The 25,265-nt window shown below is 68.3% G+C and carries 19 protein-coding genes and 1 tRNA gene; 10 read left to right on the forward strand and 10 right to left on the reverse strand.

The window, feature by feature from the left end:
• Window positions 1-948: a phosphatidate cytidylyltransferase gene (locus KF903_RS01780; protein ID WP_291210226.1), complete on the reverse strand. Its 948-nt coding sequence runs from the start codon at window positions 946-948 to the stop codon at window positions 1-3.
• A complete protein-coding gene (locus KF903_RS01785) occupies window positions 945-1,565 on the reverse strand; it encodes a CDP-alcohol phosphatidyltransferase family protein (RefSeq protein WP_291210228.1) in 621 nt (206 codons plus the stop codon). Before KF903_RS01785 ends, KF903_RS01780 begins: the two co-directional genes overlap by 4 nt.
• A 112-nt stretch (window positions 1,566-1,677) precedes the next feature.
• Here KF903_RS01785 and KF903_RS01790 point away from each other — a divergent pair, with 112 nt between their 5' ends.
• The 3 genes from KF903_RS01790 to KF903_RS01800 all read left to right on the forward strand — a co-directional run bounded on the left by KF903_RS01790 (window position 1,678) and on the right by KF903_RS01800 (window position 4,208).
• Window positions 1,678-2,820 (forward strand): homoserine O-acetyltransferase, encoded by a 1,143-nt coding sequence (locus KF903_RS01790; protein ID WP_291210231.1) that lies wholly within the window; start codon window positions 1,678-1,680, stop codon window positions 2,818-2,820.
• A 36-nt stretch (window positions 2,821-2,856) separates the two neighbouring features.
• Window positions 2,857-2,940 (forward strand) — tRNA-Leu (locus tag KF903_RS01795).
• 173 nt (window positions 2,941-3,113) lie between these two features.
• Window positions 3,114-4,208 carry an ionic transporter y4hA gene (locus KF903_RS01800; protein ID WP_291210234.1) on the forward strand — a complete coding sequence of 365 codons (1,095 nt, stop codon included), beginning with the start codon at window positions 3,114-3,116 and terminating at the stop codon, window positions 4,206-4,208.
• Window positions 4,209-4,218: 10 nt separating this feature from the next.
• On the opposite strand, the gene serS is transcribed toward KF903_RS01800, so the two are convergent.
• Window positions 4,219-5,496 (reverse strand): serine--tRNA ligase, encoded by a 1,278-nt coding sequence (gene serS, locus KF903_RS01805; protein ID WP_291210237.1) that lies wholly within the window; start codon window positions 5,494-5,496, stop codon window positions 4,219-4,221.
• A 242-nt stretch (window positions 5,497-5,738) separates the two neighbouring features.
• Between serS and KF903_RS01810 the strand changes: the two genes are divergently transcribed.
• Together KF903_RS01810 and KF903_RS01815 are read left to right on the forward strand one after the other, a co-directional pair.
• Window positions 5,739-6,383 carry a hypothetical protein gene (locus KF903_RS01810; protein WP_291210240.1) on the forward strand — a complete coding sequence of 215 codons (645 nt, stop codon included), beginning with the start codon at window positions 5,739-5,741 and terminating at the stop codon, window positions 6,381-6,383.
• Window positions 6,383-6,709 (forward strand): hypothetical protein, encoded by a 327-nt coding sequence (locus tag KF903_RS01815; protein WP_291210243.1) that lies wholly within the window; start codon window positions 6,383-6,385, stop codon window positions 6,707-6,709. The genes KF903_RS01810 and KF903_RS01815 overlap by 1 nt, the downstream gene beginning before the upstream one ends.
• Before the next feature lie 443 nt (window positions 6,710-7,152).
• On the opposite strand, the gene dacB is transcribed toward KF903_RS01815, so the two are convergent.
• Complete coding sequence (dacB, locus tag KF903_RS01820; protein ID WP_291210246.1) at window positions 7,153-8,796, reverse strand: D-alanyl-D-alanine carboxypeptidase/D-alanyl-D-alanine-endopeptidase; 1,644 nt, start codon at window positions 8,794-8,796, stop codon at window positions 7,153-7,155.
• On the reverse strand, window positions 8,793-10,142 hold the full coding sequence (locus tag KF903_RS01825) for a replication-associated recombination protein A (protein WP_291210249.1): 1,350 nt from the start codon (window positions 10,140-10,142) through the stop codon (window positions 8,793-8,795). The genes dacB and KF903_RS01825 overlap by 4 nt, the downstream gene beginning before the upstream one ends.
• A gap of 78 nt (window positions 10,143-10,220) precedes the next feature.
• On the opposite strand from KF903_RS01825, the gene rlmJ reads away from it, so the two are divergent.
• Together rlmJ and KF903_RS01835 are read left to right on the forward strand one after the other, a co-directional pair.
• Window positions 10,221-11,072 carry a 23S rRNA (adenine(2030)-N(6))-methyltransferase RlmJ gene (gene rlmJ / locus KF903_RS01830; protein WP_291210251.1) on the forward strand — a complete coding sequence of 284 codons (852 nt, stop codon included), beginning with the start codon at window positions 10,221-10,223 and terminating at the stop codon, window positions 11,070-11,072.
• A 91-nt stretch (window positions 11,073-11,163) separates the two neighbouring features.
• Window positions 11,164-11,751 (forward strand): hypothetical protein, encoded by a 588-nt coding sequence (locus KF903_RS01835; protein WP_291210254.1) that lies wholly within the window; start codon window positions 11,164-11,166, stop codon window positions 11,749-11,751.
• Between the two features lie 209 nt (window positions 11,752-11,960).
• On the opposite strand, the gene KF903_RS01840 is transcribed toward KF903_RS01835, so the two are convergent.
• Window positions 11,961-12,350 (reverse strand): PsiF family protein, encoded by a 390-nt coding sequence (locus tag KF903_RS01840; RefSeq protein WP_291210257.1) that lies wholly within the window; start codon window positions 12,348-12,350, stop codon window positions 11,961-11,963.
• A 309-nt stretch (window positions 12,351-12,659) separates the two neighbouring features.
• On the opposite strand from KF903_RS01840, the gene KF903_RS01845 reads away from it, so the two are divergent.
• Window positions 12,660-17,588, forward strand: coding sequence for an alpha-2-macroglobulin (locus KF903_RS01845; RefSeq protein ID WP_291210260.1), 4,929 nt, complete (start codon window positions 12,660-12,662; stop codon window positions 17,586-17,588).
• 108 nt (window positions 17,589-17,696) lie between these two features.
• A complete protein-coding gene (gene pbpC / locus KF903_RS01850) occupies window positions 17,697-20,069 on the forward strand; it encodes a penicillin-binding protein 1C (protein WP_291210262.1) in 2,373 nt (790 codons plus the stop codon).
• Window positions 20,070-20,074: 5 nt separating this feature from the next.
• Here the strand turns inward: pbpC and KF903_RS01855 are convergent, their stop codons facing one another.
• Window positions 20,075-20,983: a sensor domain-containing protein gene (locus KF903_RS01855; protein WP_291210265.1), complete on the reverse strand. Its 909-nt coding sequence runs from the start codon at window positions 20,981-20,983 to the stop codon at window positions 20,075-20,077.
• Window positions 20,980-21,345 carry a PadR family transcriptional regulator gene (locus KF903_RS01860; RefSeq protein WP_291210268.1) on the reverse strand — a complete coding sequence of 122 codons (366 nt, stop codon included), beginning with the start codon at window positions 21,343-21,345 and terminating at the stop codon, window positions 20,980-20,982. The genes KF903_RS01855 and KF903_RS01860 overlap by 4 nt, the downstream gene beginning before the upstream one ends.
• Window positions 21,346-21,510: 165 nt before the next feature.
• On the opposite strand from KF903_RS01860, the gene KF903_RS01865 reads away from it, so the two are divergent.
• Window positions 21,511-22,293, forward strand: a complete 783-nt coding sequence (locus tag KF903_RS01865) for a PDZ domain-containing protein (RefSeq protein ID WP_291210271.1) — start codon at window positions 21,511-21,513, stop codon at window positions 22,291-22,293.
• Between the two features lie 205 nt (window positions 22,294-22,498).
• Here the strand turns inward: KF903_RS01865 and pnp are convergent, their stop codons facing one another.
• Window positions 22,499-24,601, reverse strand: a complete 2,103-nt coding sequence (gene pnp, locus KF903_RS01870) for a polyribonucleotide nucleotidyltransferase (protein ID WP_291210274.1) — start codon at window positions 24,599-24,601, stop codon at window positions 22,499-22,501.
• 182 nt (window positions 24,602-24,783) lie between these two features.
• Window positions 24,784-25,053 carry a 30S ribosomal protein S15 gene (rpsO, locus tag KF903_RS01875; RefSeq protein WP_291210277.1) on the reverse strand — a complete coding sequence of 90 codons (270 nt, stop codon included), beginning with the start codon at window positions 25,051-25,053 and terminating at the stop codon, window positions 24,784-24,786.
• Between the last annotated feature and the right edge of the window lie 212 nt (window positions 25,054-25,265).

A 25,265-nucleotide genomic window follows, 5' to 3' on the forward strand; every position in this document is an offset into this window, starting at 1 on the left:
TCAGAAATAGAAGTACATGAGGAAGTGGAAGAACAATGGCGCCGTGAACAGCAGGCTGTCGACGCGATCGAGGATGCCACCATGCCCCGGGATCAGCGTGCCGGAATCCTTGACGCCGATGTCGCGCTTGAGGGCCGAGATCGTGACGTCGCCGATGAAGCCGCCGCAACCGATCATGAGCCCGACCGCGATCGCGTCGGTGCGGGTGAGCGGCGTCAGCAACGGCGCCAGCGCGACCGCCAGCAGTGTCGTCGTGAGTATGCCGCCGATGAGTCCCTCCGCGGTCTTCTTTGGACTCACGCTCTCGATGATCCGGTGCCGACCCAGCGTGCGCCCCCACACGTACTGCATGACATCGTTGAGCTCGGTCAGCAGCACCACGAACAGCAACAGCGCCGCGCCATGTGCCGCCACCGGGGCGGCGCCCGGCAGCACGAGCAGCCAGGCCAGGTGGCTCAGACCGAACACCATCGTCATCAGACCCCAGTGGATCGAACCGGCCGCGCGCAGGAAATCGCGCGTCTCGCCACGCAGCACCATGCGCATCGCGATGAACAGGAATGCCCACACCGGGATGAAGATGAGGAACATGTTGTACCACTGCTGCCAGACCCACAAATACTGCAGCGGCACGCACAGATACGCCCAGAACAGCACGCGGCGATCGGCACGCCGCGTCGGGATCAGCGACAGGTATTCCTTGAGCGCGAGGAACGACAACAGCGCGAAGAATGCGATCGCGATGCCGCGGCGGAACGAGATCGCCAGCGCGAAGATCGTCACCAGCACCCACCACGACCGCACCCGCGCGGCAAGCTCGGCATGCCGGCCCGCGTCATCGCCGCGGCGCAAGACCGCCACGATCACGCTGGCGACGACGAGCACGCCAACGACCGCCGCCACCACCCACAGCACGCTCGGCGGCACCCACAACTGCAGCGGGTTCATGCCGCGCTCCCGCGCTGGCGCAGTTCGGTCAGCGCGCCGCGCGCGCGGTTGACCACGGTCAGCACCGACAGGCCCACCGCCAGCCACAGCAGCCACGCCAGCCAGGCCCCACTGGGCACGCCGCTGCCGAGCAGCAGGCCGAGCGCACCGAACAAGAAGGCCCGGTCACTCTTGCCGAGCGGACCGTCGTAGCGGCGGCTGGCGCCGATCTGGACCCCGATCACGCCCGTCATCTCGACGAGGATGCCGAGCACGACCAGCAACACGAGCGCGATCGGCGCGAACTCCGGACGCAGCGCCAGCGGCAGGTACATGGCGGCGTCGGCCACCACGTCGCCCAGCTCGTTGAGGATCGCCCCAAGCCGCGACATCTGGCCATGCTCGCGCGCGAGCATGCCGTCGATCGCATTGAGCGCCATGCGTACGAACAAGGCCGCCGGCAACAGCCACAACACGCGGCGATCGGGTTCGACCATGACGCTGGCGCCGACTGCGGCGGCGAGCACCACGGCGGCGAGCGTGACCTGGTTGGCGCTGATGCCGGCGCGCGCGAGACCGCGCACGAGCGGTCGCAGCAGCCGCTGGAACATCGGCTTGAGCTGATAGATGCTTGGCATGAGGGATCCCGGCAACGCGCGCCAACATAGCAGAACGATATGCAGGCGCCGATCTTGGCCTGTGCTGCGGGCACCGCTACAGTGGCAGACCCACAATGTTCCAGCGCCCGCCATGGCCGATGCCCGCCGCTACTTCAACCTGCCCTCGCCGTTGCGCATGAAACGCGGCGGCGAACTGGTCGGCGCGCGGCTTGCCTACGAAACCTGGGGCACGCTGGCACCCGCGCGCGACAACGCGGTGCTCGTTCTCACCGGCATGTCGCCGAGTGCACATGCCGCATCGAGTGCCGGCGACCCCTCGCCCGGTTGGTGGGAGGACATCATCGGTCCCGGCAAGGCGATCGATACCACGCGCTGGTTCGTGATCTGCCCGAACACGCTCGGCAGTTGCAAGGGCTCGACCGGCCCGGCCGATCTCGACCCGCGCACGGGCCGTCCCTACCGGCTCGACTTTCCCGACATCACGCTCGAAGACACCGCCGACGCCGCCTGGGAGCTCGTGCGCAGCTTCGGCATCGACAAGCTGGCCTGCCTGCTCGGCAATTCGATGGGCGGCATGGCCGCGCTGGCCTACCTCACCCACCATCCCGGCAGCGCGCGCAGCCACATCAGCATTTCCACCGCACCCCAGGCGCAGCCGTTCGCGATCGCGATCCGCTCGCTGCAGCGCGAGGCGATCCGGCTCGACCCGAACTGGAACGGCGGCAACTATGACGATGCGCATTACCCCGAAGCGGGCATGTCGATCGCGCGCAAGCTCGGCGTCATCACCTATCGCTCCGCGATGGAGTGGAAGGGCCGCTTCGCGCGCATCCGGCTCGATGCCGACCAGCGCGACGATGATCCGTTCGGTTTCGAGTTCCAGGTCGAGTCCTACCTGGCCGGCCATGCGGCCCGCTTCGTGCGTGGCTTCGATCCCAACAGCTACCTGTACCTGTCGCGTGCCAGCGACTGGTTCGATCTGGCCGAATACGGCCACGGCAAGGTCGAGGCCGCGCTGCAGGGTCTGGGCGTGGAGCGCGCGCTCGTGATCGGCGTGGAGAGCGACATCCTGTTTCCGCTGCGCCAGCAGCAGCAAATCGCCGATGGTCTGCGCATGGCCGGCGCCGAGGTCGAATTCGTTGCGCTCGACAGCCCGCAGGGCCACGACTCCTTTCTCGTCGACACGGTGCGCTTCGGTGCCGCGATCGGTGGCTTCCTGGCCACGATGGCCGGCGCCGGCACCCAGCCCGCTCGCGCAGGCCAAGCCTCGTGACATATACTGCGCGACCCCGCGCCGTTGCCGGATCGGGCCGAAGTGGCGGAATCGGTAGACGCAGCGGACTCAAAATCCGCCGCCCTTAAAAGCGTGTGGGTTCGAGTCCCACCTTCGGCACACAATCCTGCTCCACGCGCCAGCCCATGATGCGTATCGCGCGTGCAATCCGGCCCGCTGCGCGGCGACCAAGGGCGATCGTCCACCCGTGGTGCCGATGCACGGTGCCGTGCTAGCGTCGAGCGCTGCGCGGCGCGGTGGCGCCGCACCGGTTGGTCAGGGGGACCACGTCGATGAAGGAAGCTCATCTGCAGCAGTTGCCGCTGTGGGCCTGGCTGTGGCCCGTGCTCGCGCTCGTGCTTGGCGCCGGCGCGCTGGCGACTGGCGCCGCGCCGGCATGGCTGCTCCTGCTGGCCGCGGTGTTGCTCGGCGGCGCGGTGTTCGCAGCCGTGCACCATGCCGAGATCGTTGCGCTGCGCGTGGGCCAGCCGCTGGGTTCGCTGCTGCTGGCAGTGGCCGTGACCGTGATCGAGGTGTCGCTGATCGCCACCCTGATGCTCGCTGGCGCCGAGGGCAGCGAGGAAGTCGCACGCGATGCCGTGTTCTCGGCGGTGATGATCGTCCTCAACGGCGTGATCGGGTTGTGCCTGTTGCTGGGCGGACGGCGTCACCACGAACAGGTGTTCCGCCTCGATGCGGCCAGCGGCGCGATGGCCGTGCTCGGCGTGCTGGCGACCTTCGTGCTGATCCTGCCCAACTACGTGCCGTCGGGCGGCGAGCACCGTTTTTCATCGCTGCAGCTCATCGCGGTGGCGGTGGTGACATTCCTGCTCTATGTCGTGTTCCTGTTCGTGCAGACGGTCAGGCACCGCGACTATTTCCTGCCGCTGGCCGCGGCGGGCAAGCATGCCGAGCCCCACGCGCCGCCGCTGCCGAAGGTGCTGCGCGCAAGCGCGATCCTGCTGCCGCTGTCACTCATCGCCGTGATCATGCTGGCCAAGCTGCTGTCGTTCCCGCTCGATTCGGCCGTGGATGCCGCCGGTCTGCCGCAGTCGGTGGTCGGCGTGGTGATCGCCGCCGTGGTGCTCACACCCGAAGGCCTTGCTGCGACGCTGTCGGCGATCCGCAACGATCTGCAGAACAGCATCAACCTCGTGCTCGGTTCGGCGTTGGCCAGCATCGGCCTGACCATTCCGGTGGTGACCGCGATCGCGATCGGCACCGGGCGACCGCTGACGCTGGGCCTGTCGGCCGAGCATCAGGTGCTGTTGTTGCTGACGCTGTTCACGAGCCTGCTGACGCTGGGCACCGGACGCACCACGATCCTGCAGGGCGCGGTGCATCTGGGCATCTTCGTGATCTTCCTCGTGCTGTCGATCGTGCCCTGAGCGGCCCGCCTCAGGCGATTCGGGCGAGACCACCGAGCCATGGCCGCAGCACCTCGGGCACGGTGATCGAGCCGTCGGCGTTTTGGTAGTTCTCCATCACCGCGATGAGCGCGCGGCCGACCGCAACGCCCGATCCGTTGAGCGTGTGCACGAGTTCGGGCTTGCCGGTCTCGGGATTGCGCCAGCGTGCCTGCATGCGCCGTGCCTGGAAGTCGGTGCAGTTGGAGCACGAGGAGATCTCGCGGTAGCTGTCCTGCGAGGGCAGCCACACTTCGAGGTCGTAGGTCCGGGCGGCAGAGAACCCCATGTCGCCGGTGCACAGCAACATGCGCCGGTACGGCAGGCCAAGCCGCTCGAGCACGACTTCGGCGCAGCGCGTCATGCGTTCATGCTCGGCCATGCTGTCGGCCGGCTGCGTGATGCTGACCAGCTCGACTTTCTCGAACTGGTGCTGGCGGATCATGCCGCGCGTGTCGCGGCCGTGCGAACCGGCCTCGGCGCGGAAGCACAGCGAGTGCGCGGTCAGTCGCTGCGGCAGCGTGGCGGCCTCGACGATCGCCTCGCGCGCGAGATTGGTGAGCGACACCTCGGCGGTCGGAATCAGGTAGCGCCGGGTGTCGCCGACCGTGGTCGAGAACAGGTCTTCCTCGAACTTGGGCAACTGCCCGGTGCCGCGCATGCTGTCGGCGTTGACGATCAGCGGCACGTTGCATTCGAGGTAGCCGTGCTCGCCCGCGTGCAGGTCGAGCATGAACTGCGCCAGCGCCCGGTGCAGGCGCGCCAGCTCGCCGCGCAGGACCGTGAAACGCGCCCCCGACAGCCGGGCTCCGGCGTCCCCATCGAGCCAGCCGTGACGCGCACCCAGCTCCACGTGATCCTTGACCGCAAAGTCGAAGCGCCGCGGCGTGCCCCAGCGATGCTGTTCGACATTGCCGCCTTCGTCGCTGCCGAGCGGCACGGCCGCGTCGGGCAGGTTCGGGATGCCCTGCGCGAGCGCAGCCACGCGCTCCTGGACTTCGCCCAGACGCTGCTCGTTGGCCTTGAGCTGGTCGCCCAGACCGGCCACTTCGGCCATCAGCGCGGCGCAGTCCTCACCCTTGGCCTTGGCCTGGCCGATCGCCTTGGAGCGCGTATTGCGCAGGTTCTGCAGCTCCTGGGTCTGGGTCTGCACCTGCTTGCGCTCGGCTTCGAGCGCCTCGAACGCGGCGACGTCGAGCAGATATCCGCGCGTCTTGAGCCGCGCGGCGGTGTCGGCCAACTGGCCGCGCAGGAGGGCGGGATCGAGCATGGAATGGGCTCCGGCTGGAACGATGCAAGCCGCTGATTATAGCTGCGGCGCAGCCCGCACCGTGGCCGCGCCGCCGCGACCGGCAGCACGACGACCGCATCGGACTCGGCGCTCGCGCCTTCGGCATTGACCACCCGAAAGAGCCGGACTAGATTGCCGCGTGCTCCCGACGCAGAACCGCGACCTGCGCGCGAGGCACCTCCAGTTGCCCATGCGTTGCGGCGTGTCAGGGAGCGAGGGTCATGCTGTCGATGTACCGACGATTCATCTCGCGCGGGCTTGCCGCGCTCGTGCTGACGCTGGCTGCGGCCACCACCGCGATGGCACAGGTGCCACGCACGCTCAATTACCAGGGATACCTGACATCGCCGGGTGGAACGCCGATCAACGGCGTCGCCACGCTGATCGCCTCCATTTGGGACCAACCCAGCGGCGGCACGCAGCTTGCCAGCAATACCTTTGCCTCGGTCGCCGTCACCAATGGCGTGTTCAACGTCGCGCTCGATGTCTCCAGTGTGACGTTCACCGGCCCCACCTATTTGCAGATCATCATCAACGGCGAAACGCTGTCGCCGCGGCAACCGATCAGCGCCAGCGCCTATGCCATCCGCGCCGCGAGCTCCGATGCGTTCGCCATCGAATGCACGCGTCAGTTCGGCAGTTTCGTGAACGTGCCCGCCAACAGGTATGGTTTCGGCGTGTCGGCAGTCTGCCCAACTGGCTATACCGCGACCGGAATGGGTATCGAAGCCGCGGCGAACGTGGTGGTGGCGGATTCTGTGATCAGCAACGGGAGCGCAACCATTTTCACCTACAACCTCGGAAGCACCGCGCAGAGCACGCGCGCGTGGGTGCAATGCTGCCGCGTCCCGGCACGGGAGAATTGATGGCCATGCATCACCTTGCTGGCAAACATGCCGGGTGCCGCAAGGCAAAACCATCGGCACGGACGGCCGCGGTCATGGCCGTCCTGCTGGCTCCCTTCGCTTTCGCTGCTGGCCCATCCAGCGTCAGCTACTCGATCCCGATATCGACGTTGAACGCTGGCGCCGATGTCATGATGTCGTCGAGCTACGTCCTGCATTCGTCGCTGGGGGACGCCGTGTTCGGCGCTGCCGGTACCAGTGCCAGCTACCGCTTGACCACGGGGCTGTGGAACCCGCACAGCGCCGCCCATGACATCATCTTCCGGAACGGCTTCGACGGACCGTGAGGTCGGCGGAAGCGTCTTGCGCAGAGCCGCCTTGCGGCCAGCTGGAGGCGATCCCGCCGCCGTGATGGTGCGGCCGGCTGGAAGTGACCGCATCTGCTGCAACGGTTTCGACTGAACGAGGCGGACCTGTCCCGCGGCTGGCCATGGCAGGCTCGCCGCCACTCGCATCGAAACGCAACATCCCGGTATCCGACCGTAGTGCGCATTGCAGACCGGAAAGCCAGTCTCGCGCGGACGCACGGGAAATCCACTCGTCCCTTTCGCGCCGTCTCCGGGATGGCTGGAGGCGGCGCAAGCGCGTGACACCGCGCCTGATCCGGGGCGTGGCCGGTGTGGTTGGCCAGGGCTGGCCGTTGCGCCGTTCTCGGCGTTGTCCCTTGCGTCGGTGCGCGCCATCCTGCGCCACCCCGATCGCGGCGGCTTGCATCAACGCACTTCGCGATTCATGGCTGCGGCGCGGCCAGCACCGTGGGCGGGCCGCTGCGCGGTGCCTCGACCAGCATCGCGACGATCGCATCGAGCTCGGCGCTCGCACGCTCGGCGTCGGCCGCGCGCACGTAGTTGTCGAGGATCAGCGCGAAGGCCAGTCGCTCGCCGCTAGCCGCAGTCGCGTAGCCGACCAGCGAAGCGACGTTGCGCATCGCACCGGTCTTGGCGAACACGCGACCGCGCGTGGCTTCGTCCTTGAGCCGCCGCGCCAGCGTGCCGTCGACACCGGCTTCGGGCAAGGCACTGCGGAACGGCCGCAGCGCCGGGGCATCGGCGTTGGCCACCAGCAGCTTGACGAACGCAGCGGCACTGCTGAGGTTGCGTCGCGACAGGCCCGCGCCATCGTCGAGCACGACTTCGCCCGGATCGATGCCGATGCGACCGAGATAGCGACGCATCGCACGCAACCCATATTGCTCGCTGGTCAGGAAAGTGGCGGCGTCCTGCCCGTTCGCCGCGGCTGCCGCGCGCTCGCGCTCCTGCGCGCCGACCGTCAGCAGCAGGTTCTGCAGGTACAGGTTCTGCGACAGCTTGAGGCCCCGTTCGAGCACGCGCTCGAGCGGCGGCGACCAGCTGTCGGCAATGTGCCAGACCCGCTCGCCCGCGAGCGCCTCGTTAACGCGGGGCCAGGCCACGCTGCGCAGCTTGCCGGTGACCTCGATGCCGCGATCGGCCAGTGCCTGGCGCAGGAGCTGGCCCGCCAACAGCGCGGGGTCGGGCAGCGACAGGCGGAACTCGGTCTCGGCGGCGCCCAGCGCGACGCGGCCGAACGCGCTGAGGCGATGCTCGCCCGGGCGGCGGATGAGGCCGATGTCGCTGCGCACCGGCGGCGCCACCGTGCGCAAGCGGTTGTCGAGCTCGAATGCCTGCGCGAACACGGGCGGATCGAAGCGCAGGCGCGCGCTGGTGTCGGCCTTGGCGCCAGGCGCCACGTACACGCGCACGACGTTCTCGCCGATGCTCAGTGCCGACGCCGGCACGGCGAACCAGCTCTGCAGGTCGTCGGCCTCCCAGCCGCCGCCGAAGCTCGCGTTGGCGAACCAGGTGGCGTCGGCGATGAGATCGCCGTCGACCTTGCGCACGCCGGCCTTGCGCAGCGCCTCGGCCAGCTCCTCGGCCCAGCGCGCATGCATCTCGGTGCCGAGCGTCGGGTCGCCGCGACCATACAGGGTGAGATCGCCGCGCAGCGTGCCATCGCGCAGTGGCCGCGCGCTGGCGAGCAGGCTGGTGGCGAAACGGTAGTCGGCGCCGAGACTGTCGAGCGCCAACGCGGCGGTGTAGAGCTTGGCACTCGAGGCCGGCACCAGCAGGCGCTGTGCATCGTGCGCATACCAGATGCGCCCGCTGTCGAGCGAGATGATCTCGATGCCCCAACTCGCGGCGGCGAACCGCGGCGCACCGATATGCACGTCGATGCGCTCGGCCAGACCCGCCGGTGCGGCGGTTTGGGCTGCCGGCTGGGGCGCCGCGGTGGGCGCCGCCGTGGGTGCCGCTGGTGGCGCAGCAACTGGCGGGCTGGCAGCGGGCGGCGATTGCGCCGCGGCGCCGGCCATCAGCCACATCGCCAGCCATGCCGCCCCGATCAGCGTGCGCCTCATGGCTTGCGCTCCCGCGCCGCGCGGCGCGCCTCGCGCAGGCTCGCGAGCTTCGCCGCGATCTGCGCCTCCAGGCCGCGCTCGCTCGGCGTGTAGAACTCGCGCCCAACGAGCGCGTCGGGCAGGCATTGCTGGTCGAGCGCGACGCCACCGGCGACCGCGTGGTCGTACTGGTAGCCGCGACCATAGCCAAGCGACTTCATGAGGCGGGTCGGCGCATTGCGCAGGTGCAGCGGCACCTCGAGCGTGCCGGTTTCGCCGACACAGGCGCGCGCGGCGTTGAACGCGGCGTAGCCCGCATTGCTCTTGGCCGCGAGCGCGAGATAGAGCACGGCCTGCGCCAGGGCGAGCTCGCCCTCGGGACTACCGAGCCGTTCCCAGGTGTTCCAGGCGTCGAGCGTCAGCGGCCAGGCGCGCGGATCGGCGAGGCCGACGTCCTCGATCGCCATGCGCGTGATGCGCCGCGCGAGATAGGCGCCGTCGCAGCCGCCATCGAGCATGCGCACGAGCCAGTACAGCGCGGCATCCGGATCGGACGAGCGCACCGACTTGTGCAGTGCCGAGATCTGGTCGTAGAACTGCTCGCCGCCCTTGTCGAAACGTCGCGTGCGATCGGCCAGCACGTGGCCAAGGGTGGCCTCGTCGATCCGACCATCGACGGCGAGCTCGGCGGCAATCTCGAGAAACGTGAGTGCGCGCCGCACATCGCCGTCGGCAGCCTGCGCCAGCGTCGCCAGTGTCGTTGCATCGACCTCCAGCCCGAGCTCACCCAGGCCACGTTCGCGATCCTCCAGCGCGCGCCGCAGCGCCAGCTCGATCGCCTCGGCCGGCACCGCATCGAGCACGTGCACACGGCAGCGCGACAACAGCGCCGAATTGAGCTCGAACGACGGGTTCTCGGTGGTGGCACCGACGAAGACGATGACGCCACGCTCGATCCAGGGCAGGAACGCATCCTGTTGCGCCTTGTTGAAACGGTGCACCTCGTCGACGAACAGCACGCTGCGCAGGCCCTGCTCGTGGCGCGCCTGCGCCTGCGCCAGTGCGGCGCGCACCTCGGCCAGGCCCGACATGACGGCCGACAGGGCCTGGAACTGCGCCTGCGCATACTGCGCCAGCAACAGCGCCAGCGTGGTCTTGCCGCAGCCGGGCGGGCCCCACAGGATCATCGAATGGACGCGGCCGGCCTCGAGCGACCGGCGCAGCGCGCTGGTCGGCGCCAAGAGGCGCGGCTGACCGACGACCTCGTCGAGGTTGCGCGGGCGCATGCGTTCGGCCAGCGGCTGCAGCGCAGTCGATTCGGCGAACAGGCCCGCGCTGGGCCGCGGGGCGGAGGAACGGCGCGACATCGACACATGATAAGCCAGCCGCTGGCGCGCCAGCGCGCCGCGGTCGACAATGCGCGCCGGATCGTCCCGCCTGCGCGCATGAACTACCACCACGCCTTCCACGCCGGCAACTTTGCCGACGTGTTCAAGCACGTCATCCTGCTCGGCCTGCTCGACGCGCTGCGCGCCAAGCCGGCACCGTTCTGCTATGTCGACAGCCACGCCGGCCGCGGCAGCTACGACCTCGGCGGCGACGCGGCCCAGCGCACCGGCGAATACCTGGGCGGCATCGACCGCGTGCTGCGCGCCGAACGGCTGCCGCCGGCCTTGGCCGACTATGCGGCACGGATCCTCGCCTACGGCATGGACGCGGACGGCAGGCTCGCGCGCTATCCGGGCTCGCCGCTGCTCGCGCGCGAGTGCCTGCGCGCGCAGGATCGCGCGATCCTGTGCGAGCTGCAGGCTGAAGAAGCCGCTGCGCTGCGTGCGCTCATGCACGGTGACGCGCGCATCGTCGTGCACGAGCGCGACGGCTATGCCGCGCTCAAGGCCCTGCTGCCGCCCACGCCCCGCCGCGGTCTCGTGCTGATCGATCCGCCGTTCGAGGCCCAGGGCGGCGAGTTCACCGCCATCGAGCAGGCGCTCACGCCGGCACTGGCGCGCTGGCCCAATGCGATCTACGCGATCTGGTATCCGATCAAGCTGCGCGAGACGATCGTGCCGTTCCAGCGCTGGCTGGGCGCGCTCACGGGCGCGGCTGACGTGGTGCAGGCCGAATTGCTACTGCACCCGGACAACTCGCCACTGCGCCTCAATGGCTGCGGCATGGCCATCATCAACCCGCCATGGCAGTTCGATCAGGCGCTCGCACAGTGGTTGCCATCGCTCACCACCCTGCTCGCCGGCGATGCCGGCGGGGCCCGGCACCGCATCGAGTGGCTCAAGCGCTGACCGCGCCGCGCCTGCACGGTGGCGCACCTGCTGCACGGCGGACATGAGCCGGTGCATACTCCCCCCCCCCGGAAATCGTGCAGGAACACGCGTGGCAGATCAGTTCACCGACCAGCTGTTTCCGCACATCCGCATCGTCATGGGCATGGTCGTTGGCCTGGCGATGTCCAAGCTCCTGACCGGCTTTGCCGGCCTCATCCAGCATCCGGGCCGGTACCGCCTGTCGGCCGTGCACCTGTTGTGGGCCGGCTCGATCCTGGTCGAACTCGTGCTGTTCTGGTGGTGGGAGTTCCAGCTCTCGCAACTACCGCGCTGGAGTTTCGGCACGTTCGCCTTCCTCATCGGCTACACGATCACGCTGTATCTCATGGCTGCGCTGCTGTTCCCCGACGACATCGACGAGTATGGCGGCTACGAGGCTTACCTGATGCGGCGGCGCTACTGGTTCTTCGGCCTGCTCGCACTGACCTTCGTGCTCGACATCGTCGACACCCTGATCAAGGGCGACGCGCACTGGAGCAACCTCAGTGTCGACTACGTGATCCAGGTTCCGCTCGGCTTCGCCCTGTGCATCATCGCCTGCGCCTCGACCCGAGCCTCCACCCAGCTGGCCGTCGTCGGCGTCCACATCGCCTACCAGGCGTACTGGATCGTGCGCGTGGTCACACTGATGGACTAGCACGCAGCCGGGAAAGTGGGTTGCGCCACTCTCCCGACACGGCGGCAGCGGCGCCGGCGCAGGCCCGGTCCCGTTCACGGCGCGGCAGTGAACCGAGCCGATGCCGTACGCCAATCGATGCCGCGACCGCGCAGCGTGCGGACCCGCAGCGGCAGCGGCACCGCGGTGACCGTGGATGGCCCGCCGTGGCGCCGCCACCGCCAGGACGCTCAACCCTCGGCGCTGGCAGCAAGCGGTCGCTGCATGCACTGCTTGACGAAGGCCTTGCGCTCATCGCCCTTGATGCCCTGCGCCTTGGCCTCGGCGCCGCAGGCCTTGCGCTGCTCCTGCTTGGGGCTCGGTGCCGTGGCAAGCACCGGCGCCGGCGCGGCATCGGCGGCAGCGTCCTTGCCTTGGCCCTTGAGGCAGCTGCTCAGATAGGACTTGCGCGCGTCGCCCTTGAGCCCGTCGGCCTTGGCCTGGGCATTGCACGACTTCATGCGGGCCTGCTGCACGGTGAGCGGCTTGCCGGTCTTGGTGGTTTCCTCGGCGTGGCCGACGCCGGCGCCGATGGCGAGCACGAGGGCCAGTGCGAACAGCGAAATCGTCTTGGACTGCATGGGAATTCTCCTGTCGAAGTGGGTGTCCGCGCCGGTTGGCGACGGCAGGGCCAGTGTCGGGCGACGCGTGCGCCGGCAACAGCGCAGGACTGCGCGAGCTGGCGCCGGAAACGGTCGCGTGGGCGGCGTGGAAAGCGGCCGCCACGATGTAGGAAATCACCGCCATCGCAGGCTCCGGCCGATCGCCACTGCGTGACGCGGCACGCGCGCCACGCATGAACCACGCCACGTTTCTGCAAGCCTGCTGCCCGCGGTTTGCCACATGCCTGCGGCTATACTGCAAGCGATCAAACACCGTGGGAGTTCACAATGGAATTGCGTTCACCCGGCGCCTTGCTGCGCGTGTTTTCCGGCCTGCTGTTGGCCCTCGCGCTTGCCGCCTGCAAGCCCTCCTCCGATACCGTGCCGGCGCCGCAGGGCGCTGCGCCGGCAAAACCGGCGGCCACGGGCCAGGCGACGAAGATCGAAGGCTTCGGCCTGGCCTCGGCGCACGCCGCCCAGCGCGACGGTTCGCTCGCACTCATGCTCGAATTCAGCCAGCCGCTGGTCGGCACCCAGGCCTTCGACACGCTCATCACGGTCAAGGACGACAAGGGCGCCAGCGTCGAGGGCAGCTGGTCGCTCGACGAGAATGGCAAGACCCTGTACTTCCCCTTCGTGCAGGCTGACCGCAGCTACAGCGTGCACATCAAGGGCGAGCTCGCGGCGGCCGATGGCAAGACGCTGGGCAGCGAGGTCGTCAAGGATGTCTACAGCGGGCCGATGCAGCCCAACGCGGCATTCGCCTCGCAGGGCAGCGTGCTGCCGGCGCGCGACACCCGCGGCCTGCCGGTGGTGTCGGTCAACGTCAAGGATGTCGACATCGAGTTCCTGCGCGTGCGCGACAACGAGGTCGCCAATTTCTTCGCGGCCTACCAGAAGAACGGCAAGCGCGGCTCGTGGGAGCTCGATCCGCGCTGGGGCTGGGGCCGCGCCGGCGCACCGATCGTGCAGATCGCCGATTCGGTGTACGCCAACCGCTTCGCACTCACCGGCAAGGAAAACGAGCGCGCGCTCAACTACATCCCGATCCAGAACATCACCCAGCTGGCGCAGCCGGGTCTGTACTTCGCGGTGATGAAACCAGCCGGCACGTTCGAAGACGAAAAGGAGACCAGCTTCTTCTTCGTCAGCGACATCGGCCTGCACGTGCGCAGCTACGGCAAGACGCTGTTCGTGCACGCGGCTTCGCTCAAGTCCGGCGCGCCGATCAGCGGCGTCGACCTGGGCGTGCTCGACGACAAGGGTGAGAACCTCGTCAGCGGCCGCACCGACGGCAACGGCAATGCCGAGCTGGCCTATTCGCTCGACAGCTCCCATGTGCTGGTCGGTCGCAGCGGTCGTGACGTGTCGCTGCTGCCGTTCAACCAACCCGCGCTCGACCTGTCGGACTTTGCCGTGGCCGGCCGCAAGCAGACCTGGTTCGAAGTGTTTGCCTGGGCCGACCGCGACCTGTACCGCCCCGGCGAAACGATCGCGCTGAGCGCCTTGCTGCGCGACTTCGACGGCAACCCGATCAAGCCGCAGCCACTGTTCATCACGCTCAAGCAGCCTGACGGCCGCGAGTTCGCGCAGGCGCGGCTCGACCCGCAGGAGCTCAACTACTTCCAGTGGTCGCACCTGATTCCGGCCGACGCGCCGACCGGGCGCTGGCAGGTCGAGTTCCGCACCGACCCCAAGTCCAAGGAAGCGGCGCAGGGGATGACGTTCCGCATCGAGGAATTCCTGCCCGAGCGCCTCAAGCTGGCCCTGACGACAGCGCAGGACACGATCAAGCCCGGAGAGCCGTTCGATCTCGAGGTACAGGGCGATTACCTGTACGGCGCACCGGCCGCCGGCAACCGCTTCACCGCGCGCCTCACGCTCGCCGTCGACCAGCATCCAGTCGAGGCACACAAGGATTTCTGGTTCGGCGATCCGACCATCGACATTCCCAAGCAGGCCGACGATGTCGTCGATGACGTGCTCGACGAGAACGGGGCGTTGAGCACCCAGATCGATCTTGGCGAAGCCGCCAAGGCCGCGACCCCGGTAGCGGCGATCATCTCGGGCAGCGTGCACGAAACCGGCGGTCGCGCCGTCACGCGCACGCTCAAGCGCAGCGTCTGGCCGGCCACTGCCCTGGTCGGCGTGCGTCCGCTGTTCGACCTCAAGGATGGCGCCGACGCCCGTGGCAGGGCCGCCTTCGAACTGATCCGCAGCGATGCCAAGGGCGAACTGGTCGCCGGCAGCGGCCTGCGCATCGCACTGATCCGCGAGTACCGCGACTTCCACTGGAGCTTCGACAAGGCGAATGGCTGGCACTTCGAATACGCATCGCGCTACGAAGAGGCGGAAAAGCGCGAGATCAGTGCCGAAGCCGGCAAGGCCGTCAAGTTCGACGTATCGGTGGACTGGGGCAACTATCGGCTCGAGGTGTTCGATCCGGCGACCAAGCTCACCACGCGCCTGCCGTTCTACGCCGGCTGGAGCTGGAGCGACGACAACCGCGGCAAGGAAGCACGCCCCGACAAGGTCAAGCTCGCGCTCGACAAGCCCAGCTATCGCGCCGGCGACACGCTCAAGGTCACGGTGACGCCACCGCAGTCGGGACCGGGCGTGCTGCTGGTCGAGTCCGACCACCTGCTGTACACGCGCAACATCGACGCCCGACCCGGTGCCACGTTCGAGATCCCGGTCACCAAGGACTGGGAGCGCCACGACGTGTACGTCACCGCGCTCGTGCTGCGCGGCGGCTCGGCCGCCGAAAAGATCACGCCGGCACGCGCGATCGGCGAAGCCTGGGTCAAGATGGATCGCAGCGAGCGCAAGATCGATGTCGCGATCGAAGCGCCGCCGCAGATGAAACCCGAAACCGATCTGCCGGTCACGGTCAAGGCGCCGGCGCTGGCCGGCAAGCAGGCCTATGTGACCGTGTCGGCAGTGGATGTCGGCATCCTCAACATCACGCGCTTCGCACGACCCGATGCCAACGCCTGGTTCTTCGCCCAGCGTGCGCTCGGCATCGACGCCTACGACCTGTATGGCCGCATCATCGAGAGCTTCGACGGCGCCACCGCCAAGCTGCGTTATGGCGGCGACATGGCGCTGGGTCCGCTGCCGCAGGCGCGTCGCCCGACGGCCAAGGTGCTGACGGTCGATCTGTTCTCGGGACCGGTGGCGCTCGACGCCAAGGGCGAAGCCAGGATCGCGCTCAAGATGCCCGACTTCAACGGCACCGTGCGCGTGACCGCGCAGGCATTCAGCGACACCCAGTACGGCGGTGCCGATGCGGAAACGATCGTGCGTGCCCCGCTGGTGGCGGAGATTTCCACCCCGCGCGTGCTGGCACCGGGCGACCGCTCCGAACTCACGCTCGATCTGCAGAACTTCTCCGGCAGCGAACGCGAGTTCACGCTCAAGGTCAATGCGGAGAAGCCGTTGTCGGTCGCGCAGGGCGAACGCAAGCTCAAGCTCGCCGATGGCGCCAAGGCGACACTGAACTTCCCGCTGACCGCGCTCGAAGGCTACGGCGTGGGCAAGATCAGCCTCACCGCCAGCGGTGGCGACATCAAACTCAACCGCCATTTCGAACTCGCCGTGCGCGCGGCCTGGCCGAGCGTGCTGCGCTCGACGCCGCGCCAGCTCGACCAGCTCGAGCCGGTGACGCTCGGCACGAGCGCCATCGGCGACCTGCTGGCCGACTCTGCGCTGGCCAGGCTGACCGTGTCGAGCCTGCCGCCACTGCCGTTCGCGACCGTGCTGCAGGACGTGCTCAAGTACCCCTACGGCTGCATCGAACAGACCACCAGCAAGGGCTACGGCAGCCTGCTGCTCGACGACAAACTGGCGCAGAACCTGCACACCACGGGCCTGTCCGTCGAGCAGCGCAAGGCGCGCGTCGACGGCGCCATCGGTCGCATCGCCTCGATGCAAGTGCCCAATGGCAACTTCTCGTTCTGGGGCGGCGACAGCTACGTCAGCGAGTTCATCACGCCCTACGTGGTCGAGTTCCTCGAAGACGCGCGCGATGCCGGTTTCCTGGTCCCCGACGACATGCTGCAGAAGTCGCTCAAGCGCCTCAACGACGATCTGTTGTCGGGCGGCCAGCCGTTCTACGGCTACGAGCAAAGCGACCACCTGCGGTTTGCCAACCAGGCCTATGCCGGTTACGTGCTCGCGCGCGTCAACCGCGCGCCGCTGGGCACGCTGCGCGCACTGTTCGACAACGACCGCGGCAAATCATTGACCGCGCTGCCGCTGGTGCACCTGGGTGTGGCGCTCAAGCTCATGGGCGACCAGCAGCGCGCCGACAAGGCCGTCGCCGAAGCCTTTGCCAAGAAGGTCGAGCGGCCGTGGTATCTCGGCGACTACGGCTCTGACCTGCGCGACACCGCGCTGATGATCGCCCTCGTGCACCAGTACGGCCTGTCCAAGCCCGAGTACGAGGCGCGCGTGTTCGATCTCGCGCGCAGCCTGACCTCGCGCAATGACGAGAAGTGGCACTACTACAGCACGCAGGAGCAGGTGGCGATCGCGCGTCTGGGCAAGGCGCTGATCGCCGACGGCGACACGGCGGTGGCTGGCACGCTTGCGATCGGCGGCAACAGCAGCGCGATCAGTCCGGAGCGTTTGTGGAGCCGCAACTTCACTGCGGCCGACCTCGCCGCCGGCGTGCGCTTCATGCCGCAGGGCGATCTGCCGCTGTACGTGAGCACCGACGTGGTCGGCGTGCCGAAGGTCGCGCCGACGCCTGACGACCGCCAGATATCGATCCGGCGCACGTTCTACACGCTCGACGGCAAGCCGTGGGAGCCGGCGCCGCTCAAGGAGGGCGACGGGCTCATCGTCGGCCTGCGCATCGAGGCGCGCGAGGCGATGCCCGACGCACTGCTCACCGACCTGCTTCCGGGTGGGCTGGAGATCGAGAACTTCAACCTCACCGATGCCCGCCAGTGGGCCGACGTGGTGGTCGACGGCATCACGATCACCGACCGCGCACAAGCCGCCGAAGTGCGCCATGAGGAATTCCGCGACGATCGCTACGTGGCGGCGCTCAACCTCTACAAGGGCCAACAGGCGCACGTGTTCTACCTCGTGCGCGCGGTCAGCCCGGGCACGTTCCAGGTGCCGCCGCCGCTGATCGAGGACATGTATCGGCCGCAGGTGCGCGGCGTCGGCAAGAGTGCCCCGGCCAGCATCAAGGTGGTTCAACCGTAATCGGGTGGCTGCGCCGGCCTTGCCCGTGACGCGGCAAGGCCGGCGCAGCCACCGCAACCCGCAGCGGCGTGGCAGGCGATGCGCGCCGCCACGCAGGCTTGGATGGACATGGCAGCCCCCCGCAGTCGGACGTCAACGTTCCGGATCCGTCATCGCTGGCTCAGGCGGGTCACGGTCACGTTGCTGGCGCTGCTCGTCGTCGCGTTCGCACTCGACCGCCTGTTCCCGTTGCCGCTGCCCGATGCCAACGGCGGCAGTACCGTGGTCCTGGCGCGCGACGGCACGCCGCTGCGCGCATTCCCCGATCGCGACGGCGTATGGCGCTACCCGGTGCAGGCGGCGGACGTGTCGCCACTGTACGTTGAGGCGCTGCTGACCTACGAGGACCGCTGGTTCTACCGTCACCCCGGCGTCAACCCGCTCGCGCTCGGGCGTGCCTTCGCGCAGTGGATCGGCCATCGGCGCCTCGTCTCGGGTGGCTCGACGCTGACCATGCAGGTGGCGCGCATCCTCGACGGCACGCCGCACAGTTTCGGCGGCAAGCTGCTGCAAATCCTGCGCGCACTGCAGCTCGAAGCCCATCTGTCGAAGGCGCAGATCCTTGCGCTCTACCTCAACCACGCCCCGTTCGGCGGCACCATCGAGGGCGTCGAGGCGGCGTCATGGGCCTACCTGGGCAAGCCGGCCGCACGCCTGTCGCACGCCGAGGCCGCGCTGCTCACGGTGCTGCCGCAGATGCCGAGCCGGCTGCGTCCCGACCGCAATCCGCAGGCGGCGCAGGCGGCGCGCGACAAGGTCCTCGAGCGCATGGCCGCGCTTGGTGTGTGGTCGCCGGCGCAAGTGCGCGACGCGCGCATCGAGGCGGTGGCTGCGCGCAGCCTGCAGCCGCCGCTGAGCGCGGCTCTGCTTGCCGAGCGCCTGCATGTCGAACAGCCACGCGCGCGCCGCATCGCCACCACGATCGACGCAGCGCTGCAGCACGCGCTCGAGGCACGCGTGACGCAGTACCTCGTGCATCTGCCCGAACGCACCTCGGCAGCCGTGCTGGTGGTCGACAACGCCAGCCTCGAGGCGCGCGCCTACGTCGGCTCCGGCGCGTTCGGCGACGCGCGGCGACTGGGCCATGTCGACATGGTGCGGGCGGCGCGCTCGCCCGGCTCGACGCTCAAGCCGTTCCTGTACGCGCTCGCACTCGATGACGGCCTGATCGACTCCGAGAGCCTCCTGATCGACGCACCGCAATCATTCGGCGACTATCGCCCCGGCAATTTCGATGGCGCCTACAACGGTCCGATCGGTGCGGCGCAGGCGCTGCGCCTGTCGCTCAACGTGCCCGCCGTCGACCTGCTCGACCGCGTCGGTGCGGCGCGCTTCGTGGCGCGGCTGGCCAACGCCGGGCTCGACCTGCGCCTGCCGCGCGGTGCCACCCCGGGCCTGCCGATCATCCTCGGTGGGGTCGGCGCACGCATGGAAGATCTGGTCGGTGCCTACACCGCCTTCAACCGCGCGGGCGTGGCTGGTCGCGTGCGCTACCGCAGCGACGAACCCGTGCTCGACCGGCATCTGTTCTCGGCCGGCGCGGCATGGATCGTGCGCGACATTCTCGAAGCGAACCCGCGCCCCGGCTATGCGCCGGGCACCTTCGACCCCGGTTCGCGGCCACGGGTAGCGTGGAAGACCGGCACCAGCTACGGCTTTCGCGATGCCTGGGCCATCGGCGCGACGCGCCAATACACCGTGGCGGTGTGGCTCGGCCGTCCCGACGGCACCCCACTGCCGGGCCAGTACGGTGCCGTCACTGCACTGCCGCTGCTGTTCCAGATCATCGACGGCCTGCCACGCAGCGCGATCGCGGCGACCCCTTCACCGCCACCCGCGAGCGTGAGCCAGGTCGACATCTGCTGGCCGCTCGGCCTGGCGCCCGATCCGCAACATCCCGAACTGTGCCACCTCAAGAAAACGGCCTGGGTCCTCGACGGCGTCATTGCACCCACCCTGCCCGAGCGCGACGCGCACAACTGGCATGCCGGTCTCGTGCGTGTGCGCGTCGACGCCCGCAGCGGCGCGCGGCTCAGCGCGGGCTGCACGCGCGCGCATGAGCGCGAGGTCGAGGTGGCGCGCTGGCCGGCGCTGGCCTACCCATGGCTGCCCGCCGAACTGCGTCGCCGTGCCAGTCTGCCGCCACTCGCCGCGGGCTGCGCCGACGATGGCCTCGATGCCACCCAATCGCTGCGCATCGATGGCGTCGCCGATGGCGCCACGATCGCGCGTGCGCCCAACAGCACCAATCCGGCGACGCTGCGCCTGCGCGCGCTCGGCGCCCGCGACGAAGTGCTTTGGCTCGTCAATGGCCGCCTCATCGGCACCACGCTCGCGAGCGCGACGATCGAGCACGCGTTCCCGGACGTGGGCGCGCAGACGATCACCGCGCTCGGCTCCGGTGGCGCTACCGCGCAGGTGCAGGTGCGCGTGCTGCGCTGAGCACCTCAGCGCGACGACGGCACGAGCAGGTGCTTGGCCAACGCGCCCTGCAGCCGCCCGACGCCACGCGCGACGTGCAGCGTCGCAAACAGCAGTATCACGCCGGCGATCAAGGCGGCCGGCGCCACCATCAGCGGCGGCACGATCATTTCGCCGTCGATTTGGATGCCGACGTTGCCGTCGAACGCGCCATACTGCGACAGCAGCACCGCGACCGGCGCGAACACCAGCCCCAGCGACAGCGCAATACCGACCACGGCGATCGTGAAATAGGCAATGCCGAGCGGCAGCATGAGCAGCATGTAAAGCAGTGTCGACCAGGTGCGCGGATCGGTGAACATGGCGCCGATGCGCTTGAGCAGCGGTCGTTCGCGATCGGCGTAGACGGGGCGGCGCGGCATGCGCTCGCCGAGCAGGACCTCGACGATGCGGCCCTCGACCAAGGCCAACACGCGCACCGAACCGAAGAATACGACCGGCACCACGATGCCGATGATGAGTATCGACAGTCCGAGCGACAACGACAGCCCGGCCACCACCCAGGTGAAGTAGAACACGCCGGTCGCCAGCGACAGCAGCATGTAGAACAGTGCGGCATAGGAGCGTGGGTCGGCGGCGACCCCGAAGAAGCGGCCCAATGCGCTGCGCCGCGCCGGCACTTGTGGCGGCCGCAGCGCCTGCTCGACCACGCGCTCCTGGTCGACGTAGATCGCCGCCACCTCGGCCGGCGCACCATAGCTGTTGACGATGCGCGCCAGCAGCTCGGCCTCGGGCGTGTCGGGATGGTCGGCCATTTCCGAGCGCAGGTGATCCTCGGCGTCATACAGCGCATCCTGCACCAAGGCCGGATCGGCGCCGGCCAGCGCCGCGCGCAGTTGTGCAAGGTACTCGCGGATGGTCGCGGGCGTGTTCATGCTCCCTCCAGCACCGTATCGACGAAATCGCGCGTGGTCGCCCACGCATAGGTCCACTGTTCGAGCACGCGCCGACCAAGCGGCGTGATGCGGTAATAGCGCCGCGGCGGCCCCGCCACCGACGGCTCGACTTCGCTGGCGAGCAGACCGGCGGTATCGAGATTGCGCAGCACCGGGTACAACGCGCTCTGCTTGCCGCTGAGCACGCCCTCGCCGGTCAGCTCGAGCTGGCGTGCGATCTGGTAGCCGTACATCGGCTGCCGGGCCGCAGCCAGCACGCCGAGCAACACCAGCGACACGATGCCGGCCGAGAGCTCCTTGTGGAACTTCCACAGGTGGACTTCGGTTTCGGCTGTGGCCATGGCCCACCCCGCTGCGCTAGTTACGACACCATAATAGTGTTGACTTGATACTAGTGCATGGGTCGGAAGTCATGTCGGCATCGGCAGCGCGCCTGTGACAGCAGTTGCCAAACGGCGCCGGAGTTTGCAATGTGCACCTTGGCTCTGCCGAAATCGGGAACCGCAATGACTCCAGCCTGTCCGCGCCCTGCGCTCGCCGCCCTCGCCTCGCTCATGCTGGGCGCCTGCGCCAGCGTGTCGCATCATGTCAGCACCACGCCGCCGGTCACTGCGTCGCCGCCTCCGGCGGCAGCGGCCGCCAATGAACCGGTCGCGCAGTACGTGCCCGACCGCGACGCCGACGAGGTCGCGCGCATGCGCAGCAGCGCACCGCCGGCCGCGGCCACGATCGAGAATGGTCACTCCTTCGACGCCGACGACGACCGCCTCGGCATGGCCGGCTTCGTGCGTATCGGTCATGGCGTCTACCACGGGAGCGAGTCCTTCGTGCGCAAGGCGATCGACCAGCATGCCGCCGAAGCCGGTGCCGAGCGGGTCATCGTCTATCCGCCAGCCGCCATGCTCGAATCGGCGGCCAATGAGCCCGGCGCGGACGCCTGGGGCGCGACCTACTACGTGCGCTACCGGCTCGCCTTCGGCGCCACCTTCCGCGACCTGCGCGAGGATGAGCGCACGAATCTGGGCGGCAAGGGCGGCGTCGAGATCGGCAGCGTCATGGGCGGTACGCCGGCCGCACGTGCCAACCTGATGGCCGGCGACTACGTGATCGCGATCGACAATCGCGCCATCGCCGACAAGGCTGCATTCGCGGCCGAATTGCGCGCCAACGCGGGCCGCAGCATCACCTTGACCACCGTGCGCAATGGCGAGACCTCGCAGCGCATCGTGCGTCTCGGCGAGGCGCCAGCGGCCGGCGGCACGCGGCCCGAGGAGCCGGCACGGCGCTAAGGCTGCGCAACAACTGGCGGGGCGGGCCACCGCCCGCATCGCGCCGAACCGGCCGTCAGCAAAGGTGACCCCGCGGCGACGATCTACATCGGCGCACTGGCGATGGCCAGCGCCGGTGATGGTGGCGGCCAGCGCGCGGCACCGGTCCGCAAACGAAGAAGCGGACCGCAGTCCGCTTCTTCGTTCACCACTTGAGATCAGCCCATCAGTTGCCGTCGCCGTCCTCGGTCACGGCCTTCATCGACAGGCGGATGCGACCTTGCTTGTCGACTTCGAGCACCTTGACCTTGACGATATCGCCTTCCTTGAGCTTGTCGGAAACCTTCTCGACGCGCTCGTTGGAGATCTGCGACACATGCACGAGGCCGTCCTTGCCGGGCAGGATCGTGACGAAGGCGCCAAAATCCATGAGCTTGGCCACCTTGCCCTCGTAGATGCGGCCCGGCTCGACGTCGGACACGATCTGCTCGATGCGCTTCTTCGCGGCTTCGCCGGCATCGCGGTTGACCGAGGCGATCACCACCGTGCCATCGTCGCTGATGTCGATGGTGGCGCCGGTCTCGTCGGTGATCGAGCGGATGGTGGCGCCGCCCTTGCCGATGACCTCGCGGATCTTGTCGGGATGGATCTTCATCGTCAGCAGGCGCGGGGCGAACTCGCTCATCTCGCTGCGCGAGGTGCTGATGACCTTGCCCATTTCGCCGAGAATGTGCAGGCGGCCACGCTTGGCCTGCTCCAGCGCGACCTGCATGATTTCCTCGGTGATGCCGTCGATCTTGATGTCCATCTGCAGCGCGCTGATGCCCGCCGACGACCCGGCCACCTTGAAATCCATGTCGCCCAGATGATCCTCGTCACCGAGGATGTCGGACAGCACCACGAAGTTGCTGCCTTCCTTGACCAGGCCCATCGCGATGCCAGCCACCGGCGCCGTCAGCGGCACGCCGGCATCCATCATCGCCAGCGACGAGCCGCACACCGAGGCCATCGACGAGGAACCGTTGGACTCGGTGATCTCGCTGACCACGCGCAGCACGTACGGGAACTGCTCCATCGACGGCTTGACGGCCTGCACGCCGCGCTTGGCCAGGCGCCCATGGCCGATCTCGCGGCGCTTGGGCGCACCAAAACGACCGCACTCGCCAACCGAGAACGGCGGGAAGTTGTAGTGGAACAGGAACGGATCCTTCGACTCGCCTTCCGGCGCGTCGATGATCTGCGCATCGCGCGCGGTGCCAAGCGTGACGCTCACGAGCGCCTGCGTCTCGCCGCGCGTGAACAGCGCCGAGCCGTGCGTGCGCGGCAGCACGCCCACGCGCACCGTGATCGGGCGGATGTCGTCGAGCTTGCGACCGTCGATGCGGATCTTGCTGGCCAGCACGGCGTCACGCATCGTGCGGTATTCGAGTTCGCCGAATTCGCGTGCCAGTTCGGCTGCGGCCCAACCTTCGGCCTCGGCGCGACCGGCCAGTGCGGCCAACGTGTCCTGCTTGAGCTGGCTGATCGCATCGCGGCGCTGCAGCTTGTCGCGAATCTGGAATGCCTGCGCGAGCTTGTCGCCGACGCCGTCCTTGAGTGCGCCGATCAGCGCCTGGTTCTTGGCCGGCGCCAGCCAGGTTGACGGCTTGGTGCCAGCCTCGACCGTCAGCTCGTTGATCGCGTTGATGACCGCGCGCAGGGCCTTGTGGCCGAACACCACCGCACCGAGCATGACCTCTTCGCTGAGCAGCTTGGCCTCGGATTCGACCATCAGCACCGCGTTGGAGGTGCCGGCGACGACCAGATCCAACTGCGAAGCCTTGAGCTCGCTGGCGGTCGGGTTGAGCAGATACTGGCCATCGGCGTAGCCGACCCGGGCAGCGCCGATCGGGCCCTGGAACGGGATGCCGGCGAGCGACAGGGCTGCCGAGGCGCCGATCATGGCGGGGATGTCGCCATCCACTTCGGGATTGAGCGAGACCACCTGGGCGATGACCTGCACTTCGTTCTTGTATTCCTCGGGGAACAGCGGACGCACCGGGCGATCGATCAGGCGGCTGGTCAGCGTTTCCTTCTCGGTCGGGCGGCCTTCGCGCTTGAAGAAGCCACCCGGGATGCGGCCGGCCGAGTAGAACTTCTCGACGTAGTCGACCGTGAGCGGGAAGAAATCCTGGCCTTCCTTTGCCTTGGCGGCAGCAACGACCGTGACCAGCACCACGGTGCCGTCCATCGACACCATCACCGCGCCGGACGCCTGGCGGGCGATTTCACCCGTCTCCAGCGTCACCATGTGCTTACCGTACTGGAACGACTTGCTTACTTTCGCCACGTTGGTTGTCCTGTCTGGGAAAGCGCGCCCCCCATGGAACGCGCTCTATTTGAAGAGTGCGGCCACGGGTGGCCGCTCTGGAGTTGCATGCAGCGTAAAACGCCATCCCCCCGTGATGGAGCCCACCCGGTTGCGTCCAGGAATGAACGCACCGGCAGACCACCACTGCGGGGGAAGGGCAATTACCGGCGCAGGCCCAGACGCTCGATCAGCGCCTTGTAACGCTCGCCGTCCTTCTTCTTGAGGTAGGCAAGCAGGCTGCGGCGCTGGTTGACCATCTTGAGCAGGCCGCGGCGCGAGTGGTGGTCCTTGCCATGGTCGGCGAAATGCTTGGACAGGTGCTCGATGCGCGCCGACAGCAGCGCGACCTGGACTTCCGGCGAGCCGGTATCGTTCTTGCCACGACCGAAGTCGGCGATGACGCGGGATGTCTGTTCGGTGGAAAGCGACATGATGATTACCTCGTGATGAGACGTCCGGCGTGGCCCGGCCTGTCGACAGCACAGACCACGTTAGTGAAGTGCTTGAAAAAGCCGCTCATTGTAAGGCTTTTCCGGGGTACATGCGACAAGCGCGGCGGGCGCGGCACCGATCGTGACATTGGCGGCAGCGCCCACACGGCTGGCCCGGCACGAAAACAACCCCACGATCAAGACGATGCGAT

Origin of the sequence: Dokdonella sp. (assembly GCF_019634845.1) — a bacterium.
Classification (GTDB): domain Bacteria; phylum Pseudomonadota; class Gammaproteobacteria; order Xanthomonadales; family Rhodanobacteraceae; genus Dokdonella_A.

Bases quoted from the DNA above. Each gene is read 5' to 3' on its own strand.
- KF903_RS01845 (WP_291210260.1), top strand. From the start codon at position 12,660: ATGGAATTGCGTTCACCCGGCGCCTTGCTGCGCGTGTTTTCCGGCCTG.
- serS (WP_291210237.1), bottom strand. From the start codon at position 5,496: ATGCTCGATCCCGCCCTCCTGCGCGGCCAGTTGGCCGACACCGCCGCG.
- KF903_RS01780 (WP_291210226.1), bottom strand. From the start codon at position 948: ATGAACCCGCTGCAGTTGTGGGTGCCGCCGAGCGTGCTGTGGGTGGTG.
- KF903_RS01800 (WP_291210234.1), top strand. From the start codon at position 3,114: ATGAAGGAAGCTCATCTGCAGCAGTTGCCGCTGTGGGCCTGGCTGTGG.
- KF903_RS01855 (WP_291210265.1), bottom strand. From the start codon at position 20,983: ATGAACACGCCCGCGACCATCCGCGAGTACCTTGCACAACTGCGCGCG.
- rlmJ (WP_291210251.1), top strand. From the start codon at position 10,221: ATGAACTACCACCACGCCTTCCACGCCGGCAACTTTGCCGACGTGTTC.
- KF903_RS01840 (WP_291210257.1), bottom strand. From the start codon at position 12,350: ATGCAGTCCAAGACGATTTCGCTGTTCGCACTGGCCCTCGTGCTCGCC.
- KF903_RS01815 (WP_291210243.1), top strand. From the start codon at position 6,383: ATGGCCATGCATCACCTTGCTGGCAAACATGCCGGGTGCCGCAAGGCA.
- KF903_RS01790 (WP_291210231.1), top strand. From the start codon at position 1,678: ATGGCCGATGCCCGCCGCTACTTCAACCTGCCCTCGCCGTTGCGCATG.
- pbpC (WP_291210262.1), top strand. From the start codon at position 17,697: ATGGCAGCCCCCCGCAGTCGGACGTCAACGTTCCGGATCCGTCATCGC.
- KF903_RS01785 (WP_291210228.1), bottom strand. From the start codon at position 1,565: ATGCCAAGCATCTATCAGCTCAAGCCGATGTTCCAGCGGCTGCTGCGA.
- KF903_RS01810 (WP_291210240.1), top strand. From the start codon at position 5,739: ATGCTGTCGATGTACCGACGATTCATCTCGCGCGGGCTTGCCGCGCTC.
- KF903_RS01865 (WP_291210271.1), top strand. From the start codon at position 21,511: ATGACTCCAGCCTGTCCGCGCCCTGCGCTCGCCGCCCTCGCCTCGCTC.
- rpsO (WP_291210277.1), bottom strand. From the start codon at position 25,053: ATGTCGCTTTCCACCGAACAGACATCCCGCGTCATCGCCGACTTCGGT.
- dacB (WP_291210246.1), bottom strand. From the start codon at position 8,796: ATGAGGCGCACGCTGATCGGGGCGGCATGGCTGGCGATGTGGCTGATG.
- KF903_RS01825 (WP_291210249.1), bottom strand. From the start codon at position 10,142: ATGTCGCGCCGTTCCTCCGCCCCGCGGCCCAGCGCGGGCCTGTTCGCC.
- KF903_RS01860 (WP_291210268.1), bottom strand. From the start codon at position 21,345: ATGGCCACAGCCGAAACCGAAGTCCACCTGTGGAAGTTCCACAAGGAG.